The sequence below is a fragment of the Nocardia wallacei genome (genome assembly GCF_029869545.1).
Taxonomy (GTDB): Bacteria; Actinomycetota; Actinomycetes; order Mycobacteriales; family Mycobacteriaceae; genus Nocardia; species Nocardia wallacei_A.
Window position 1 is genome coordinate 21,917 of record NZ_JARWQD010000276.1, and the last position, 18,078, is coordinate 39,994.

Consider the following 18,078-nt stretch of genomic DNA (forward strand, 5'->3'; position numbering starts at 1 on the left):
TCTGTCCCAGACAGGGTAGCCCTCAGGGGCGGCTCGTGACCAGTCGTGCTCCTTCGATACACCGGTTCCGCGGTGCGCGCCGCGCGGCCCGAATCAGTCGGCCAAGGCGGCGGCGACCGTCTCGGCGATGTGCGCCTGCCCGATCGCGTTGGCGTGCAAGGGAACAGAGAGCGTATCCGGAACCGGCCCGTTGACCCAGTTGGTGCCCGGCGGCTGGCACATGTCGTGTCCGGTGCGCGCGAAGTTGTCCGCGAAACGGGCCGCGTGCGTCGTCGCGACCGCGCGCAGGGTGTCGGTGATCCGCTGGATGCCACCCTGATCGGTGAGGCCGTAGCAACCGCCGCTCACCGGCAGGTACCGCATGTAGGTGGTGACGACGACGGTGGCATGCGGTGCGCGCGCGTGGATCTCGTCGAGCACGGCGCCGACAGTGCCGCGCACGGTCTCGAGCTGTGCCGCGGTGAGGGTGTTGATATTCGTGGCGCCGACGTCGTTGGCGCCGATGGTGATCGTCACCAGATCGGTGTCGGCGGTGAGCGCCTCGAATTGCGCGGGATTCGGCGGCCCGACCCGGGGCGTCTGCGGCACGGTCATGTGCTGGGTCTGCGCCCCCGCGCAGCTCACATCGGTGAAGCTCGCGACGCCCAGGGACCGGGCGAGTACCGACGGATAGTTGTCCGCGGCCCGCAGGCAGCCCGGCGAACTGCCCGGCTGCAGGCGATCCAGCGTGCCCACGGCGGCCGCCGAATCCCCCAGGGCGACATACCTTTCGAAGGTCGGCGTCGCCTGGGCGGCGGGCGCACCGGCGAGTAACAGGGCCGGTGCCGCGGCCAGTGCGGCGAGTGCACGGTAGGGGCGCCCAGTGGGCATCGGAGTCTCCTCATCGACGGGGTTACCTCGCGACTCCGAATTGTGCCCCGGATGTGTGGAATTCGCGGCGCGGTCAGCCGTTCACGGCCGCATCGATCCGAATCGTCACATCGAGACTGTCGAGCACGGTTTCGGGTCCGATCATGTTGGTGGCCTTGCCGTTCAGGCAGTCCAGGACGTGGTCGATCATCGCCGCGTACTGGTCGGCGGGCGGGATGTCGAGCCGGGTCGCACCCGCGGCGGTGTAGGCGGTGACGACCGAGTCGGGCTTACCGTCGAAACCCATGGTGAATCTGCTCTCCAGGGCGCCGTTGTCGAAGATCGCGCGGTAACCGCCCTGCGCCCCATAGCTCATCGGCAGCATGGACGATGTCGAACAGCGCACCAGAGCGTCCGGGTAGTCGAGATGGACGTCCACCGCCGCCGCCTCGGCGTCCTTCTCCGCTGTCGCGACCGAGACCCCGCCGGGCACACCCAGCGCCCGCACGATCGTATCGATGTCGCCGAGCATCGAATCCAGCGGAATCTGCCGCAGGCCGATGCTCGCGCCCGGCCACAGCAGGGCGGTGTTCATCTCCACCGACAGCTGGCGCAGCCGCCCGTAGGTGCCGCCGCGCACGGTATCGACCAGCACCCGGCTCTGCGGCACGAAGCGATTGAACATGTCGACGAACACCTGCGTGTCGGCATTCGCCGCGGCCGCGGCGACCGCACGCGCGTCGGCCATGGTCGGCGCGAGCGGCAATTCCGTCAGCACGTGCTTCCCGGCGTCGAGGGCCCGCAGCACCAGCTCGGCGTGCATGCGGGTGGGCAGGCAGATATCGATCAGATCGATGCCGGGATCGGCGAAGACCGAATCCAGGTCCGTGGTGAACCGACAGCCGAATCGGTTCGCCATGTCCTCCGCCTTCTCCGGCGTCCGACCGTAGACGACCACCTCGACGTCCGGGTGCCGCCGGAAACCCGCGGCATGAGCCTGCGCGATGCCGGTACCCAGCAGTGCAACCTTCACAATGACTCCTTTCACTCGCCGTTCTCCTCGACGCTAAGGAGCCAATAGGTCACTCGAAGACCTATAGCGGCGTCAGAATGGACCTGTGCGCGATCCCACAGGCCGGTTGCTACACCTGCTGTCGCTGCTGCAGTCCCCGCGGGAATGGACCGGCGTCGAACTGGCCGAGCGGCTGGGGGCCAGTCCTCGCACCATCCGGCGGGATATCGAACGGCTGCGCGAACTCGGGTATCCGGTGCACGCCACCCAGGGCAATATCGGCGGATATCGCCTGGTCGCGGGCGCGGCGCTGCCGCCGCTGGTGCTCGACGACGAGGAAGCCGTCGCGATCGCCGTCGGGTTGCGCACCGGCGCGAGGTCGGCGATCACCGGCATCGAGGACGCCTCGCTGCGGGCCCTGGCGAAACTCGAACAGGTGCTGCCCAGCCGACTGCGGCGTCGGGTGTCGGACCTGTCGCGGGCCGACGTGCTCCCGGCCGGTGGCGGGGTCGAGGTGGATCCCGAAACGCTGGCGGGATTGGCGTCGGCATGCCGCGCGCACGAGAAGGTGCGTTTCGCATACACCAAGTCCGGCGGCAGCGTAAGCAAGCGTTTCGTCGAACCGCACCACCTGGTGGCCGCGGGTAGCCGCTGGTATCTGATCGCGTTCGACGACGACCGCGCCGACTGGCGGACGTTCCGGCTCGACCGCATCGCCGCCGTGCACCGCACCGGCGTGCGCGTTCCGCAGCGGGAGCTGCCCGAGGGCATGGATGCGGCGAGCTGGCTGATCGGCTCCCTGCGCCGGACCGGGACGGTGCAGGGCCGCGCGCTGCTCCACGAGCCGATCGACGTCGCCCGCACCCGCGTGAGCGCCCGGCAGGGAGCGCTCGAACCCGCCGACGACGGAGCCTGTGTCCTCACGACCTACCCCGACGCCCCGCACTACGTCGCCTACAACATCGCCCTGCTCCCGATGCCCTACACCCTGCTCGGTCCCCCCCGAACTCGTCCCGCTGCTGCGCGCGCTCGGCGAACGAGCCCGCGCCGCAACAGAATCGGGCCCGCTCGGCCGTCAGTGAGCGAGGCCGCGGAAGAACTCGCGGATGTCACCGATGAGCAGGTCGGGGACCTCCAGCGCGGGGAAGTGGCCGCCCGAGTAGAACTCGGACCAGTGCACGATGGTGTGCGCCTGCTCGGCGAAGCGGCGGATCGCGAAGTCCGCGGTGGTGAAGACCGCCACCCCGGTCGGCACGGTGCCCTTGGGCCGGGGCGCGAACATCGCCCCGTCGTGGAAACGCTCGTAGTAGTAGTTGGCCACGCTGCGGGCGGTGTCGGTGAGCCAGTAGACGGTGACGGTGGTCAGCATCGTGTCGCGGTCGATGGCCTGCTCCGGCAGTTCGTGGGTGGCGTCGGTCCACTCCTTGTACTTCTCGACGATCCAGCCCAACTGCCCGACCGGTGAGTCGGCGAGCAACTGCGCCAAGGTGTTCGGGCGCGAACCGGCCAGGCTCATATAGGCCGAACCGTCGTCCTGCCAGCGCTTCATGGCCGCGAGGCGCTGCCGCTCGGCGTCGGTGAGGGCCGCCATGTCCGCGGGATCACCGGTCGGGAAGGTGACCAGCGCATTGGCGTGCACCCCGATCACCCGCTCGGCGTGCTCGCGGGCCAGGCGGGGGCCGATGAAGGCGCCGTGGTCGCCGCCCTGGACACCGTAACGGTCGTAGCCGAGGCGGGCCATGAGCTCGGCCAGTGCGGCGGCGACCCTGCCGTCGTGCCAGCCCAATTCGGTGAGCGGGCCCGAGAAGCCGTGTCCCGGCAGGGTCGGAATGACCAGGTGGAATGCCGGGGCATCGGGTTCGCCGTGCGCCGCCGGGTCGGTGAGTGGGCCGATCAGATCGAGGAAGTCGGCGGCGGTGCCGGGCCAGCCGTGGATCAGCAGCAGCGGCGTCGCCTCGTCCCGCGGGGAGCGGATGTGCAGGAAGTGCACGTTCTGGCCGTCGATGGTGGTGGTGAACTGCGGGTGGGCGTTGAGCCGGGATTCGACGGCGCGCCAATCGAATTTCTCGGCCCAGTAGGTGACCAGATCGCGCAGGTAGGCGGTGGGGACCCCGCGCTCCCAGCCCGCGTCGCCGGTGTCGATCCAGCGTGTGCGGCTCAGGCGGTCGCGCAGGTCGTCCAGGTCGGCCTGGGGGATGTCGATGCGGAAGGGGCGGATCTCGTTGTCGTTCATGACAATGATGGTTTCGGTAAAGAGGGGTCGGCCGAATCCTCAGATCTCGTTATTTCGGGGCCGTTCGTCCTGCCCGCCGGTAAAGAGCCCTCCGCTGCCGAACGCTCCGCCGATGCGCCATGATTGCCGGATGAGTGAGGTGGTCAGCGGCGTGCTGGTGGGCCGCGCCGCCGAGGTGACACAGCTGGCGGAGGCCGTTGCCGACGACCGGGTGAGCGCGGTGCTGATCGGCGGCGAGGCGGGGATCGGGAAATCCCGGTTGATCGCCGAGTTCGGTGGCCGCCTCGATCCGTCGGTGCACCTGCTGATCGGCCGTTGCCCCGAATTTGGCGGTGCCGCAACGGCTTTCGCGCCGTTCATGGCCGCGCTGCGGACCGCGGTGCGCAGGCTCGGGGTCGACGAGGTCGCCGCGGCGCTCCCGCCCCGCCCCGCACTGGCTCGCTGGCTGCCGCAACTGGCGGTGCGTTCCGGGCTGCCGGTGGGGGAACCGGACGGCACCCGGCTGTTCGGCGAGGTCCTGATGCTGCTGGAGCAGTGGGGCGCGGCGCGGCCGGTCGTCCTCGTCCTCGAGGATCTGCACTGGGCCGACCAGGGCACCCGGGAGTTGCTGGCGTTCCTGGTGGCCAACCTGTCGCAGCGAGAGGTGCTGCTGGTCGGCACCTACCGGCCCGCCGAGTCCGCGCCGCTGCGCGAATGGGTGGCTCGTTTGCGCCGCGATCCCGCGGTGCGCGTGATCGTTCCGCGGTCGTTGACGCGGCACGAGGTCGGGCGACAGCTGGCGGCGCTACTGGGCAGCGAGCCCGAACCGGCGGTCATCTCCCAGGTGTCCGAGCGCAGCGGCGGAAACCCGTTGTTCGTCGAGGCGCTGAGCCGGTCGCCGGAGCAGATCCCGGCCGACATGACGGACCTGCTGCTGAGTTTCGTCTCCGGTCTGAGCGACACCGGCCGTGCCGTCCTGGCGGCGGCCGCGGTCATCGGCTCGCCGGTGCGCCACGACACCCTGGCCGCGCTCACCGACCTCCCGGCCGCATCGTTGCTCGTGGCTGTTCGTGAGCTGAGCGATCGGCAGCTACTGCTGACATCCGAGACCGGTTACGAATTCCGGCATGTGCTGATCCGGCAGGCCGTCTACGAGGATCTGCTACCGGCCGAACGCGCGCGCATGCACGCCGGACTCGTCGAGATCCTGCGCACCGGCCGCGAGGCGCTGCCGCCCTCGGTCTACCACACCGAGCTGGCGCATCATGCCGAGGCGTCGAACGACATGCGGCAGGCGCTGATCGCCCACTGGCAGGCCGCCGCGGGCGCCGACGATGCTGCCGCACAGCTGTATCCGCTGCAGCGGGTGGCGGATCTGTGGGACGACCTGCCCGCCGCCGAACTGCTGTCGACCACGAAAGGTGCTGTGCTGGAACAGCTTGCGGCAGCGTGCGACCGCACCGGTGCGATCGCGAGGGGAAGCGCCGCCGTCGAGGGGGCGCTGGCGGCCGTCGACCCGGACGGTGAACCGGTGCGCGCCGCCCGGCTGTATCGGCTGCGTGCCGCGCTGCGCAGCCGCACCGGCTCCGGTCCGGGCGGCGATGTGGACCGGGCCCTGGAACTGCTGCCCCCACGGGCGCCGTCGATTCTCCGCGCGGAAATCCTGGCCGATCGCGCACTGCATCGCGTCTTCACCGGGGATCCGGTCGGTGCGGACGAGGACGCGGCCGCGGTCCTGCGCCTCCTCGAATCCTCCCCGGACCCGGACCCGGTACGGATCGCCCGGCTCCGTGCTCGCGCCCACGCCTGCCGAGGCCTGGCGGCGGCCGACGACATCGACCGCGCCATAGCCTGTTTCGGTCGCGCCCGGCGGGACGCCGAGGCGTCCTCCGACTCGCGGACCGTACTCGACGTCGCGGTCTGGGAGTCGGCGGTACTGGTGGCCGCGGGCCGATACCAGGCGGCCGTCGACCTGGCTCAGCAGGGAATACGCGCGGCGCACACGGCCTTTCGGTTCGAGGCGTCGGGACCGATCCTGTACGTGAAGTGGGTGCAGGCGCTGGTCGCTCTCGGGCGCTGGTCCGAGGCGCTCGAGGTGGTCGATGATGTGCAGCTGGCGCAGTTGCCGCCGCTGAGCATCGCCGCGCTGCGGCTGTGTCATGCCAGAATCGCCCTGGCGCAAGGGAACTCCTCGGCCGCGCACGATTCGGCCGAGCAGGCGGCGACGCAGCTCGGGGACGGCCCCTGGGCTCGGCAGTATCGCATCCAGCTGTACGCCCTGCGCGCCGCGTTGGCCCTGGAGCGCGGGGAAACGGATGTGGCGCAAGCGATTCTGGAGCACGTGGTCGCCGCGGGCACGACCGTGCTGACGGCCCATCCACACGAATCCTGGCCGCTGGTGGCGTTGAGCGCCCGGGTGCCGCGGGTCCCGGCCGAACTGCGGGCACTGGCCGAATCGCTGCCGCGGACCTCGCCCGTCGACCGGGCGCACGCGGCCGAGTTCCGTGCTCACGACACCGCGACCGCGGCCGACTGGTCGACCGCCGCCGCTGCCTGGGCAGCCCTGAACCAACCCTACGAACAGGCGCGAGCCCTACTGGCCGCGGCCGAATCCGCTGTCGCCGAAGGAGACCGGACGGCGGCCTCCGTCGCGCTGCGAGCGGCGGCGGAGCGGGCCGCGGATCTCGGCGCCGCCCCGCTGCTCGCCGCCGCGCAGGACCTGGCTCGTCGCGCTCGCCTGACGCTGGAGCACGCCCGTGCCGATCCGCCGAGCTCGGCCGCGACCGGCGCGCCGCGCAGTTTCGGCCTTACCGCCCGCGAACTCGACGTGCTGCGCCTGGTCGCCGAGGGCATGAGCAACCGGAATATCGCCACCGAGCTGTTCATCAGCGCCAACACCGCCGGTGTCCACGTCTCCCGAATCCTCACCAAGCTCGGCGCGGCCACCCGCACCGAAGCGGCCGCCGTGGCCCACCACCACAACCTGCTCTCCTGACACGACAAAGGCCCCGGCCGATATGGCCAGGGCCTGGTCTGTGTGCCCTCGGCAGGAATCGAACCTGCGGCCTTCTGCTCCGGAGGCAGACGCTCTATCCCCTGAGCTACGAGGGCGGGGTGGACCCTCTCGGTCACATCGTCCGATCGGGCCCGGAAAGCGTATCGCATCCGGCCGCGTGCGCCAAAAAGCGGGGGTGAGCGGGGTGTCAGCCGAGCGGGAGGGGAGTGGCGCCGCGGGCGGCCAGCATTTCGGTCATGAGCTGCATCTCGCCCTGCTGGGTGGCGCCCATGCTGGTGGCGAGCGAACGTACCGCATCGGTGTCGGCGTGGGCTCCGGCGTAGTCGGTCATGGGGATTCCGCCCCGGTGGTGGCGCAGCATCAGCTGCAGGAACAGCGTGTCGAGCGCGGGGCCGGTCGTGCGGCGCAACTGCGCCATCTCCTGCGGGCTCGCCATGCCCGGCATCGACGGCATCGGGCCCGCGTGCCGCATGCCGTGGTCGCCGCCGGTCTCGGTCATCCAGCCCATGTAGCCGTCGGGGCCCACCGTCGGCTTCTCCCACAGCTGCAGCCAGCCCTGCATGCGGCCCGCCTGGTTCTGCTGCGTGGTGAGGATGTCGTAGGCCAGCCGCCGCACGTCCGGGTCGGCGCCGCCGGACAACTCCACCCCGGCCATCTGCACCGCCTGCGCATGATGCACGGACATGTCCTGGCAGAACCCCACATCCACCGCATTGGGAACAACGGCCTTGTCCTGCAACGGAATTCGCGCCACCAAGCCAACGGTGAAGCCGACCAGCACAATGGCGACCGCCACCAGCGCCAGCAGAACCGGACGTCGCCGCAGCAGACTTACGGTGTCCCCGCCCGCGGCATTCTCGGCCTCGGCGTTCTCGGCCTCGGTCACTGTCCCGGCCGTCCCGCGGCGCCGCCCGGCACTCCGCCGGGTTGCTGGCCCGGCATTACCCCGCCCGGTAGTGCTTGGCCCGGCAGCGCCCCGCCCGGTAGCGCTTGGCCCGGCAGTCCGCCGGGGAAGCCCGGCATGCCGGGTAGTCCGGGGATGCCGCCGGGCAGGCCGCCGGTGGTTTCGCTGGGGTCGGGCGTGAGGCCCTTGCCGTCGATCGGTACCGCGTCGGGGCCCGGGGGCGTGGCGTCGAACGGCGGTGGGTTGTCGGTGTCGAAGGTCGGGTTCGCGCAGTCGGCGCCGACCTCCGGATAGCTGTACTGGTTGAGCCGCAGCGACGCGATGAACTGGCCGATGCGCCGGTCGTCGGCGCTGTCGAGCTTCAGCTGATGCCCCCACGCCTGCAGCGCGATCGGCGCATCGAGGCCCGGATAGGGCGACATCAGCATGGCGGGCTGCCCCTGCACCTTCCGCTTCAGCGTGTCGACCGCCGCGCCGTCGACCCGGTCCGGGTCGTAGGTGATCCACACCGCGCCGTGCTCGAGCGAGTGCACCGCGTTCTCGGTCCGGATGGGCTTGGCGTACACCACGCCGGTGCAGTCGGCCCACGAGGCGTCGTGCGGGCCGCCCATCGCCGGGCTCTGGTCGTAGGCCACCCGCTGCCCGGGCCGCACGTGCAGGCCCGCGGGGTAGTCCTTCTTGATCACGCCGGAGATCTCCGTGGACGGATCCTTCTTGTCGGCGGTGGGGGTGAACTTCTCCGCGTCGGCCTTCTCCTGATACTTCGGCACCAGATAGACCGCCAGCGCGCCGATCAGGGCGATGATGACCGCAGCGGCGCCGAGGGCCAGCCACGGAATCTGGCGTCGGGGCCGGTTGCCGCCACCCGCGGACTTGCGGGCGGGCGAGTACTTCGCGGCGGCCCGAATGGCCTTGGCCGATTTCGCGCTGGTGTTCGGCATCCTGTCGTACTCTCCATCGATCCATCCGACGATCCCCGCTGCGGGTGCCCGCTGGCGGCGCCCACCTGCTCGGACCATAGGATAGAGACTCGTGACTCCAGCTGACCTTGCAGATCTCCTTCGTGCTACCGCGGCGAAGGTGCTTGTCGAACGTGGATCGGACCCTGCGGTCCTGCCCGACGAGGTCAAGGTGGAGCGTCCCCGCAATCCGGAACACGGTGACTATGCCACGAATGTGGCCATGCAGGTGGCCAAGAAGGCGGGATTGAATCCGCGCGAGCTGGCCGGACTGCTCGCCGAGGCGCTGTCGGCGGCCGAGGGCATCGACTCCGCCGAGGTCGCGGGTCCGGGCTTCCTGAACATCCGGCTGGCCGCGTCCGCGCAGGGCGCGATCGTGGAGAAGGTGCTGGCCGCGGGCGAGCGGTACGGCTCGGCGGACACCCTGCGCGACCGGAAGATCAACTTGGAGTTCGTCTCCGCCAACCCGACCGGGCCGGTCCATCTGGGCGGCACCCGGTGGGCCGCGGTGGGCGACGCGCTGGGCCGCATCCTGGCCGCGCAGGGCGCCGACGTCACCCGCGAGTACTACTTCAACGACCACGGCGCGCAGATCGACCGGTTCGCCAACTCCCTGGTCGCCGCGGCCACGGGCGCACCGACGCCGGAGGACGGGTACGCGGGCGCCTACATCGGCGAGATCGCCGCCAAGATCGTCGCCGACAACCCGGGCGCGGCCGAGCTGCCCGAGGCCGAGCGGCACGAGCTGTTCCGGCGCGAGGGCGTCGAGCTGATGTTCGCGCACATCAAGCAGACCCTGCACGACTTCGGCACCGACTTCGACGTGTACTTCAACGAGAGTTCGCTGTTCGAATCGGGCGCGGTCGAGCGGGCGGTCGCGGAGCTGAAGGCGTCCGGCAGGCTGTACGAGAAGGACGGTGCATGGTGGATCGCCTCCACCGAGTACGGCGACGACAAGGACCGGGTCGTCCTCAAGAGCGACGGCAACGCCGCGTACATCGCCGGTGATATCGCCTACTTCCACAACAAGCGCTCGCGCGGCTTCGATCTGTGCATCTACATGCTCGGCGCCGACCACCACGGCTACATCGGCCGCCTGAAGGCCGCGGCCGCCGCGTTCGGTGACGACCCGAATACCGTCGAGGTGCTCATCGGCCAGATGGTGAATCTGGTGAAAGACGGTGTGGCCGTGCGGATGTCCAAGCGCGCGGGCACCGTGATCACGCTGGACGATCTGGTCGAGGCGATCGGCGTGGACGCCGCCCGGTACTCGCTGGTGCGGTCGTCGGTGAATACCGGCATCGATATCGACCTGGGCCTGTGGACCAAGCAGAGCAGCGAGAACCCGGTCTACTACGTGCAGTACGCGCACGCGCGCACCTGCCGCATCATCGAGAATTCGGCGGCCTTCGGATTCGATTCGGTGACACCGGATCTGGGCCTGATGACCTCCGAGCGGGAGGGCGAGCTGATCCGCACCCTCGGCGAGTATCCGCGGGTGGTGGCCACGGCCGCGGAGACGCGGGAACCGCATCGTGTGGTCCGGTACCTCGAGGAGCTGGCGGGTGTGTACCACCCGTTCCAGTCCGACGACGACATGCGCGTGCTGCCCAAGGGCGACGACCCGGTGACACCGCTGCACGCCGCCCGCCTCGAACTGGTCCGGGCCACCCGGCAGGTGTTGTCGAACGGCCTTGCCCTGCTGGGCGTTTCGGCACCGGAGCGCATGTGACCACCCCGGCCGGAAAGGAATCCTCGTGAGCGCGCATCCCGCCGGGCCCCGGCATGCCGAAATCCCCCACGCACCGAATCTGCCGGAGCGGCCCTCCGATCCGAAACAGCTGATCGAGCTGCCCGCGAACGTGTGGCCCCGCAACGCCTCTCGCGACGCCGACGGGGTCGTGCGGCTGGCCGGGGTCCCGGTCACCGAGCTGGCGCGGCAGTACGGCACGCCGCTGTTCGTGGTGGACGAGGACGACTTCCGGTCCCGCTGCCGCGACATGCTGCGCGCCTTCGGTGACCATGCGCGAGTGCACTACGCCTCCAAGGCGTTCCTGTGCGGCGAGGTCGCGCGCTGGGTGCGCGACGAGGGGCTGTATCTGGACGTCTGCTCCGGCGGCGAGCTGGCGGTGGCGCTGCACGCGGGCTTCCCGGCCGAGCGAATCGCGTTGCACGGCAACAACAAATCGGTTCCCGAGCTGGAAGCGGCGGTGACCGCGGGAGTCGGGCACGTGGTCGTCGACTCGCTGATCGAGATCGATCGGCTGGAGGCGGTGGCCGGTCGCGCGGGTGTCGTCCAGGACGTCCTGGTGCGGGTCACGGTCGGCGTGGAAGCCCATACGCACGAATACATTTCGACCGCGCACGAGGATCAGAAGTTCGGCTTCTCCATCGCCGGTGGCGATGCCATGCAGGCGCTGACGCGGGTGTTCGAGGCGGACAATCTGCGCCTGGTCGGCCTGCACAGCCACATCGGCTCGCAGATCTTCGAGATCGACGGCTTCGAGATCTCCGCCCGGCGCATGCTGCGGCTGCTGCGCGACGCCATCGACAAGTACGGCGTCGAGCGCACCGAGCAGATCCATACGCTGGATCTCGGTGGCGGGCTTGGCATTTCGTATCTGCCTAGCGACGACCCGCCGCCGCTGGACGACTTCGCCGCCAAGGTGCGCGACCTGGTGTCGACCGAGGCCGCCCAGATCGGCTTGGCCACACCGGAAATCGCGGTGGAACCGGGACGGGCCATCGCCGGGCCGGGCACGGTGACGCTGTACGAGGTCGGCACCACCAAGGACGTCACGCTCGACGCCGGTGCGCAGCGCCGCTACGTCAGCGTCGACGGCGGCATGAGCGACAACATCCGGCCCGCCCTGTACCAGGCCGACTACGACTGCCGGTTGGTCTCGCGGTCCAGCGATGCCACCCCGGTGGTCGCCCGCGTGGTCGGAAAGCATTGTGAGAGTGGCGATATCGTCATCCGCGACACCTGGATCCCCGCGGACGTGGGTCCGGGTGACCTGGTGGCGGTGGCCGCCACGGGCGCCTACTGCTACTCGATGTCCAGCCGCTACAACATGCTGACCCGTCCGGCCGTGGTGGCCGTGCGCGACGGGCAGTCGCGGCTGATTCTGCGCCGGGAGACGGTAGACGACCTGTTGAGCTTGGAGGTGGAAGCATGACCGAGGTTCTGGGCCAGGCACGGGCCGGTGGTTTCGGAGCCGATCACCCGATCGGTGTCGCGGTGCTCGGCATGGGCAATGTCGGAACCGAGGTGGTGCGGATTCTGCGCGATCACGCCGACGACCTGCGCGAACGGGTGGGCGCGCCGGTGGTGCTGCGCGGAGTGTCGGTGCGCCGGGTCGGCGTGGACCGCGGCATTCCGGAGGAACTGCTGACCACCGACGCCGAATCCCTGGTGGCCCGCGACGACGTGGACCTCGTGGTCGAGGTGATGGGCGGCATCGACCCGGCGCGCAAGCTCATCCTCAGCGCGCTCAACGCGGGCAAGTCGGTGATCACCGCGAACAAGGCGCTGCTGGCCGACTACACCGGTGAGCTCGCCGCGGCCGCCGAGCGCAGCCGCGCCGACCTGTACTTCGAGGCCGCGGTCGCCGGGGCCATCCCCGTGGTGCGCCCGCTGATCCAGTCGCTGTCCGGTGACCGGGTCAACCGGATCATCGGAATCGTCAACGGCACAACGAATTTCATCCTGTCGGCGATGGACGAGACCGGCGCGGACTACGACCTGACGCTGAAGGAGGCCACCCGGCTGGGATACGCCGAGGCCGATCCGACCGCCGACGTGGAGGGCTACGACGCTGCCGCCAAGGCCGCGATCCTGGCCTCGCTGGCGTTCCACACCCGCGTCACCGCCGCCGACGTCTACCGCGAGGGCATCTCCCGGATCACCGGGGAGGACCTCGAGACCGCCGATGCCGTGGGGTGCACGGTCAAGCTGCTGGCAATCTGCGAGCGGATCCCCGGCGACCCGTCCCCCGACAAGGGCGGCAAGGAGCGGGTGTCGGTCCGGGTGTACCCCGCGCTGATCCCGCGCAAGCACCCCCTGTCGGCGGTCGACGGCGCCTTCAATGCCGTGGTCGTGGAGGCCGAGAACGCGGGCAGGCTGATGTTCTACGGCCAGGGCGCCGGGGGCGCGCCGACCGCGTCCGCGGTCATGGGCGATCTGGTGATGGCGGCCCGCAACAAGTTCTACGGTGGTCGCGCGCCGGGCGAATCGGTTTATGCTGAGCTACCGATCGCGCCGATCGGGGACACCCCCACCCGCTACCACGTGAATCTGAAGGTTGCCGACCGCACCGGTGTGCTGCAGGCGGTGGCCGGCGAGTTCGCGAAGCACGGTGTCAGCATCTCGACGGTCCGCCAGGAGGGACACGACGAGGGCGCCCGGCTCGTCGTGGTCACCCACCACGCGGAGGAGTCGGCGCTGGCCGATACGGTGGCAGCGCTCGCCGAGTTGGAGTCCGTCACGTCCGTGACCAGCGTCTTGAGATTGGAAGGCACCGAAGAATGAGTACAGGAGTGCAGCCGGCGGCTGTCCACACTCCGTGGCCCGGATTGATCGCCGCCTACCGCGACCGGCTCGCGGTCGGCGCCGACTGGGAGCCGGTGACGCTGTTCGAGGGCGGCACCCCGCTGGTGCCCGCGCATCATCTGTCGGAGCTCACCGGCTGTGAGGTCTATCTCAAGGTCGAGGGTCTCAATCCGACCGGTTCCTTCAAGGACCGCGGCATGACCATGGCGATGACCGACGCCAAGGCCCGCGGTCAGAAGGCGGTGCTGTGCGCCTCCACCGGCAACACCTCGGCCTCGGCGGCCGCCTACGCCACCCGCGCCGGGATGCACTGCGCGGTGCTCATCCCGCAGGGCAAGATCGCGATGGGCAAGCTGGCCCAGGCGGTCATGCTGGGCGCCAAGATCATTCAGGTGCAGGGCAACTTCGACGATTGCCTGGAGCTGGCGCGCAAGGTGACCGCGGAATTTCCGGCGGTCGGCCTGGTGAACTCGGTGAACCCGGCCCGCATCGAGGGGCAGAAGACCGCGGCGTTCGAGATCTGCGACGCGCTCGGCCGGGCCCCCGATGTGCACGCGCTGCCGGTCGGCAACGCGGGGAACATCACCGCGTACTGGAAGGGCTACAGCGAATACCACGCCGACGGCGTCACCACGGTCCGCCCGCGCATGCTGGGCGTGCAGGCCGCCGGGGCGGCACCGCTGGTCAGCGGCGCCCCGGTGAAGAATCCCGAGACCATCGCGACCGCCATCCGGATCGGCGCACCGGCCTCGTGGAACAGCGCGGTGGCCGCGCAGCAGGAATCCGGCGGTGCCTTCCGCGCCGCCACGGACGAGGAGATCCTCGCCGCATACCGGCTGATCGCGAGCACCGAGGGCGTCTTCGTCGAGCCCGCCTCCGCGGCGAGCGTGGCCGGGCTGCTGGCCGCCCGCGCGGAGGGCTGGCTGGACGCCGGGCTCACCGTGGTGTGCACGGTGACCGGCAACGGTCTCAAGGATCCGGATACCGCGCTGTCGGGGATGCCGGAGGTCCAGGCGATCCAGGTCGATCCGGTCGCGGTGGCCCACGAGCTCGAGCTGGCCTGAGTTGAGTTCGCGCGAAGGCCAGGTCATGGCACGGACCCTGCCCGCCGGGATCACGGTGACGGCGCGCGTGCCCGCGTCGAGCGCGAATCTGGGGCCGGGGTTCGATTCGCTCGGCATCGCATTGGGTCTTTATGACGAGATCGTGGTGCGCACGACCGATTCCGGGCTTACGATCCGGGTGGAGGGCGAGGGCGCCGACGACGTACCTTGGGGCCCTTCACATCTCGTGGTCCGTGCGATCGAAAGGGGGTTGGAATCGGCGGGAGTCTGGGCCGACGGCCTGGATGTGTTGTGCCGCAACGTGATTCCACATTCGCGGGGGTTGGGGTCCTCCGCGTCGGCGGTGGTGGGCGGATTGGCCGCGGGCCGCGGCCTGGCCCGCGAGTTCGATCCCGAGCTGACCGGTGACGATGCCGAATTGGTGCAGCTCGCTTCGGAATTCGAGGGCCATCCGGACAACGCGGCCGCCAGTGTGCTGGGCGGCATCGTGGTGTCGTGGACCGAGACCGGTAGCCCGGTAGACACCGGCGCGAACGGGAAATCCGATCACCATCAGCGCATTTACCGTGCGGTGCGGCTGGATCCGCATGCCGCGCTGCGGGCGACGGTGCTGGTTCCCGAGGAGCGTTCCTCGACCGCACACACCCGCGGGCTGCTACCGGAACTGGTCCCGCACGGCGATGCGGCGTTCAACGCCAGCCGCGCCGCCTTGGCGGTGGTGGCCCTGACGCAGCGTCCCGACCTGCTGCTACCGGCCACCGCGGACCGCCTGCACCAGGGGTACCGGTCCGCCGCGCTGCCGCTGACGACGGCGTGGATCACCAGGCTGCGAGACGCCGCGATCGCCGCCACGGTGTCGGGCGCCGGGCCGACGGTGCTGGCCCTGCACACCGGAGAATTCCCTGCTGAGCTGCGTCAACAGGCCGGCGCCGACGGCCTGCGCGTGGTGCAGCCGACCATCTCCGACGGCGTGCGGGTGGATTGACGGCGTGCCTGCCTTGCTGAGCTGAACGGTGGGAGCTATCCTGGGCGAGTCCGTACATCGTGCGCGTCAGTCGCCGGTGCTTCATCAGGGCAATCGCTCCAGCAGGCTCCTTGCGCAGGCTCGGGACCCGAGTCTCGGACGTCGGGGATAGCAACTGGAATGATCACTCCCACCTTTGTGAACCGGTGGCTGTGACCAGGTGGTTGATGGCCGCCGGTCCGGCGGGGCAGGCGATACGGCATCCGAGTTCGGCGCAGTGACCGGACTTCGGTACGGAACCCTCGAATAAGCACACGGCAATCGAGGGAAGGAAAGGATCTCCGTGACAGATACGGACCTGCTCGCGACCCCCGGGGTGGATACCGATGCGCGCACCTCGGGCCGCGAAAGTGACTCCGGACAGATTTCGAAGATGAGCGAACAAACCGACGTCGCACGATCGGGGCTGACTGGAATGTTGTTGCCGCAGTTGCGTGCGCTTGCCGGAGAACTCGGTATCCGAGGGACTTCCGGGATGCGTAAAGGCGATCTGATCGCCGCCATCAAGGAGAATCAGGCCTCCGGGTCCGGAAAACCGGCCCGCGGTGGCCGCAGCGAGACCACGCCCGCGGACGCCCAGGACGAGGCGAAGGCCGCGGCGCCGAAGGCCGGTGGGGAGCCCGCCGCGGCGAAGTCCGAGACCAAGACCGAATCGGGGACCAAGGCCGAAGCGGCCACCAAGACCGAATCCGGCGCCAAGTCGGCCCGGGCCGAGCAGCAGACGCTGGACGGCGTCGGCGCGGACAAGCCCGCCGAATCCCAGAACGCCGCGCCGGACTCGGGTGAGGACGGCGGCCGCGAGGGCGGCCAGCGCGGGCGCGGTCGGCAGCGCCGGGGGCGCGAACAGCGCGGCGCGGCGAACAACGCCGAGGGCGAGTCGAAGTCCGAGGGCAAGGGTTCCGAGAGCAAGGGTTCCGAGGGCAAGGGTTCCGAGGGCAAGGGTTCTGAGGGCAAGGGCTCGGAGAACAAGGGCGCCGAGGCCAAGGCGGAGGGCAAGAACTCCGACGCGAAGTCCGAGGGCGATGCGAAGCCGGAGCAGGAGGCCGGCGACCGCCGTCGCGACCGCAACCAGGGCGGCCAGAACCAGAACAACCAGAACGGCACGCGCGGCGACGACGAGGAGTCCGGCCGCGGACGGCGGGGCCGCCGGTTCCGCGAGCGGCGCCGCGGCCGCGACCGCGAGGGTGGCGGTGGCGAGAGCCGCGATGTCGAGATCCGCGAGGACGACGTCCTGCAGCCGGTGGCCGGGATCCTGGACGTGCTCGACAACTACGCGTTCGTGCGCACCTCGGGCTACCTGGCCGGGCCGAACGACGTGTACGTCTCGATGAATCTGGTCCGCAAGAACGGCCTGCGCCGCGGCGATGCCATCACCGGTGCCGTGCGCGCGCCGCGCGAGGGCGATTCGGGCAATCAGCGGCAGAAGTTCGATCCGCTGGTCCGGCTGGACACGGTCAACGGCGCCGATATCGACAGCGCCAAGCGCCGCCCCGATTTCAACAAGCTGACCCCGCTGTACCCCAATCAGCGGCTGCGGCTGGAAACCCAGCCGAACAAGCTGACCACGCGCGTGATCGACCTGATCATGCCGATCGGTAAGGGTCAGCGCGCGCTGATCGTGTCGCCGCCCAAGGCCGGTAAGACCACGATCATGCAGGACATCGCGAACGCGATCGCGGTCAACAACCCCGAGGTCTACCTCATGGTGGTGCTGGTCGACGAGCGTCCGGAAGAGGTCACCGACATGCAGCGCACCGTGCGCGGCGAGGTGATCGCCTCCACCTTCGACCGTCCGCCGGGCGATCACACCTCGGTCGCCGAGCTCGCCATCGAGCGCGCCAAGCGCCTGGTGGAGATGGGGCAGGACGTGGTCGTGCTGCTCGACTCCATCACCCGCCTGGGCCGCGCCTACAACAACTCGTCCCCGGCGTCGGGCCGCATCCTCTCCGGTGGTATCGACTCGACCGCGCTGTACCCGCCCAAGCGGTTCCTCGGCGCGGCGCGCAATATCGAGAACGGCGGCTCGCTGACGATCATCGCCACCGCCATGGTGGAGACCGGTTCGACCGGTGACACGGTGATCTTCGAGGAGTTCAAGGGCACCGGCAACGCCGAGCTGAAGCTGGACCGCAAGATCGCCGAGCGGCGCGTGTTCCCGGCGGTGGACGTCAACCCGTCCGGTACCCGCCGCGACGATCTACTGATGAACCCCGACGAGGCCGCGGTCATTCACAAGCTGCGCCGGGTGCTGTCCGGCCTGGACTCGCACCAGGCCATCGACCTGCTGATCGACCGCCTGAAGAAGACCAAGAACAACCTCGAGTTCCTGATGACGGTCTCCAAGACCGCCCCGGGTCAACTGGAGGATTAGGAGCCCGGGTGGACCTCGGGGGGGGCGCGCGGGGGGGGGGGCGCCCCCGGGGGGTTGGGGGGGGTAGAACCGGGCCGCGGGGCGGCGCCCCCCGGGGGAGGATGAGCCAGGAGAA

12 protein-coding genes, 1 tRNA gene and 1 pseudogene are annotated in these 18,078 nt (G+C 70.0%); 8 read left to right on the forward strand and 6 right to left on the reverse strand.

Going from position 1 to position 18,078, the window contains the following annotated elements; all coding sequences use genetic code 11:
- Positions 1-93: 93 nt before the first annotated feature.
- The gene (locus QH290_RS24025; RefSeq protein ID WP_280385245.1) at positions 94-870 is read right to left on the reverse strand and encodes an SGNH/GDSL hydrolase family protein; all 777 of its coding nucleotides are present in this window, start codon (positions 868-870) and stop codon (positions 94-96) included.
- A gap of 73 nt (positions 871-943) precedes the next feature.
- On the reverse strand, positions 944-1,882 hold the full coding sequence (locus tag QH290_RS24030; RefSeq protein WP_280385247.1) for a Gfo/Idh/MocA family protein: 939 nt from the start codon (positions 1,880-1,882) through the stop codon (positions 944-946).
- Positions 1,883-1,967: 85 nt separating this feature from the next.
- Here QH290_RS24030 and QH290_RS24035 point away from each other — a divergent pair.
- Positions 1,968-2,525, forward strand: a pseudogene (locus QH290_RS24035) (helix-turn-helix transcriptional regulator); the annotation flags it as partial.
- 411 nt (positions 2,526-2,936) lie between these two features.
- On the opposite strand, the gene QH290_RS24040 reads toward QH290_RS24035, so the two are convergent.
- Positions 2,937-4,094 carry an epoxide hydrolase family protein gene (locus tag QH290_RS24040; RefSeq protein WP_280385249.1) on the reverse strand — a complete coding sequence of 386 codons (1,158 nt, stop codon included), beginning with the start codon at positions 4,092-4,094 and terminating at the stop codon, positions 2,937-2,939.
- Positions 4,095-4,224: 130 nt separating this feature from the next.
- On the opposite strand from QH290_RS24040, the gene QH290_RS24045 reads away from it, so the two are divergent.
- Complete coding sequence (locus QH290_RS24045) at positions 4,225-7,068, forward strand: ATP-binding protein (protein WP_280385251.1); 2,844 nt, start codon at positions 4,225-4,227, stop codon at positions 7,066-7,068.
- 43 nt (positions 7,069-7,111) lie between these two features.
- Here QH290_RS24045 and QH290_RS24050 read toward each other — a convergent pair.
- The 3 genes from QH290_RS24050 to QH290_RS24060 all read right to left on the reverse strand — a co-directional run bounded on the left by QH290_RS24050 (position 7,112) and on the right by QH290_RS24060 (position 8,934).
- A tRNA-Arg gene (locus QH290_RS24050) sits at positions 7,112-7,184 on the reverse strand.
- Positions 7,185-7,276: 92 nt separating this feature from the next.
- Positions 7,277-7,975 (reverse strand): DUF305 domain-containing protein, encoded by a 699-nt coding sequence (locus tag QH290_RS24055; protein ID WP_425301620.1) that lies wholly within the window; start codon positions 7,973-7,975, stop codon positions 7,277-7,279.
- Complete coding sequence (locus tag QH290_RS24060; RefSeq protein ID WP_280385253.1) at positions 7,972-8,934, reverse strand: thioredoxin-like domain-containing protein; 963 nt, start codon at positions 8,932-8,934, stop codon at positions 7,972-7,974. The genes QH290_RS24055 and QH290_RS24060 overlap by 4 nt, the downstream gene beginning before the upstream one ends.
- A 91-nt stretch (positions 8,935-9,025) precedes the next feature.
- Between QH290_RS24060 and argS the strand changes: the two genes are divergently transcribed.
- The 6 genes from argS to rho all read left to right on the forward strand — a co-directional run bounded on the left by argS (position 9,026) and on the right by rho (position 17,963).
- Positions 9,026-10,684, forward strand: coding sequence for an arginine--tRNA ligase (argS, locus tag QH290_RS24065; RefSeq protein WP_280385255.1), 1,659 nt, complete (start codon positions 9,026-9,028; stop codon positions 10,682-10,684).
- Between the two features lie 25 nt (positions 10,685-10,709).
- A complete protein-coding gene (gene lysA, locus QH290_RS24070; RefSeq protein WP_280385256.1) occupies positions 10,710-12,131 on the forward strand; it encodes a diaminopimelate decarboxylase in 1,422 nt (473 codons plus the stop codon).
- On the forward strand, positions 12,128-13,483 hold the full coding sequence (locus tag QH290_RS24075) for a homoserine dehydrogenase (RefSeq protein ID WP_280264882.1): 1,356 nt from the start codon (positions 12,128-12,130) through the stop codon (positions 13,481-13,483). Before lysA ends, QH290_RS24075 begins: the two co-directional genes overlap by 4 nt.
- Positions 13,480-14,568 carry a threonine synthase gene (gene thrC / locus QH290_RS24080; protein WP_280264883.1) on the forward strand — a complete coding sequence of 363 codons (1,089 nt, stop codon included), beginning with the start codon at positions 13,480-13,482 and terminating at the stop codon, positions 14,566-14,568. Before QH290_RS24075 ends, thrC begins: the two co-directional genes overlap by 4 nt.
- Positions 14,569-14,593: 25 nt before the next feature.
- On the forward strand, positions 14,594-15,553 hold the full coding sequence (gene thrB, locus QH290_RS24085; RefSeq protein ID WP_280385258.1) for a homoserine kinase: 960 nt from the start codon (positions 14,594-14,596) through the stop codon (positions 15,551-15,553).
- A 322-nt stretch (positions 15,554-15,875) separates the two neighbouring features.
- Positions 15,876-17,963, forward strand: a complete 2,088-nt coding sequence (gene rho, locus QH290_RS24090) for a transcription termination factor Rho (protein ID WP_425303647.1) — start codon at positions 15,876-15,878, stop codon at positions 17,961-17,963.
- Positions 17,964-18,078 lie beyond the last annotated feature (115 nt).

Excerpts from the sequence above, each read along its gene's own strand:
- QH290_RS24025 (WP_280385245.1), bottom strand. The coding sequence starts at position 870 with ATGCCCACTGGGCGCCCCTACCGTGCACTCGCCGCACTGGCCGCGGCA.
- QH290_RS24040 (WP_280385249.1), bottom strand. The coding sequence starts at position 4,094 with ATGAACGACAACGAGATCCGCCCCTTCCGCATCGACATCCCCCAGGCC.
- QH290_RS24045 (WP_280385251.1), top strand. The coding sequence starts at position 4,225 with ATGAGTGAGGTGGTCAGCGGCGTGCTGGTGGGCCGCGCCGCCGAGGTG.
- QH290_RS24060 (WP_280385253.1), bottom strand. The coding sequence starts at position 8,934 with ATGCCGAACACCAGCGCGAAATCGGCCAAGGCCATTCGGGCCGCCGCG.
- QH290_RS24075 (WP_280264882.1), top strand. The coding sequence starts at position 12,128 with ATGACCGAGGTTCTGGGCCAGGCACGGGCCGGTGGTTTCGGAGCCGAT.
- thrC (WP_280264883.1), top strand. The coding sequence starts at position 13,480 with ATGAGTACAGGAGTGCAGCCGGCGGCTGTCCACACTCCGTGGCCCGGA.
- thrB (WP_280385258.1), top strand. The coding sequence starts at position 14,594 with ATGGCACGGACCCTGCCCGCCGGGATCACGGTGACGGCGCGCGTGCCC.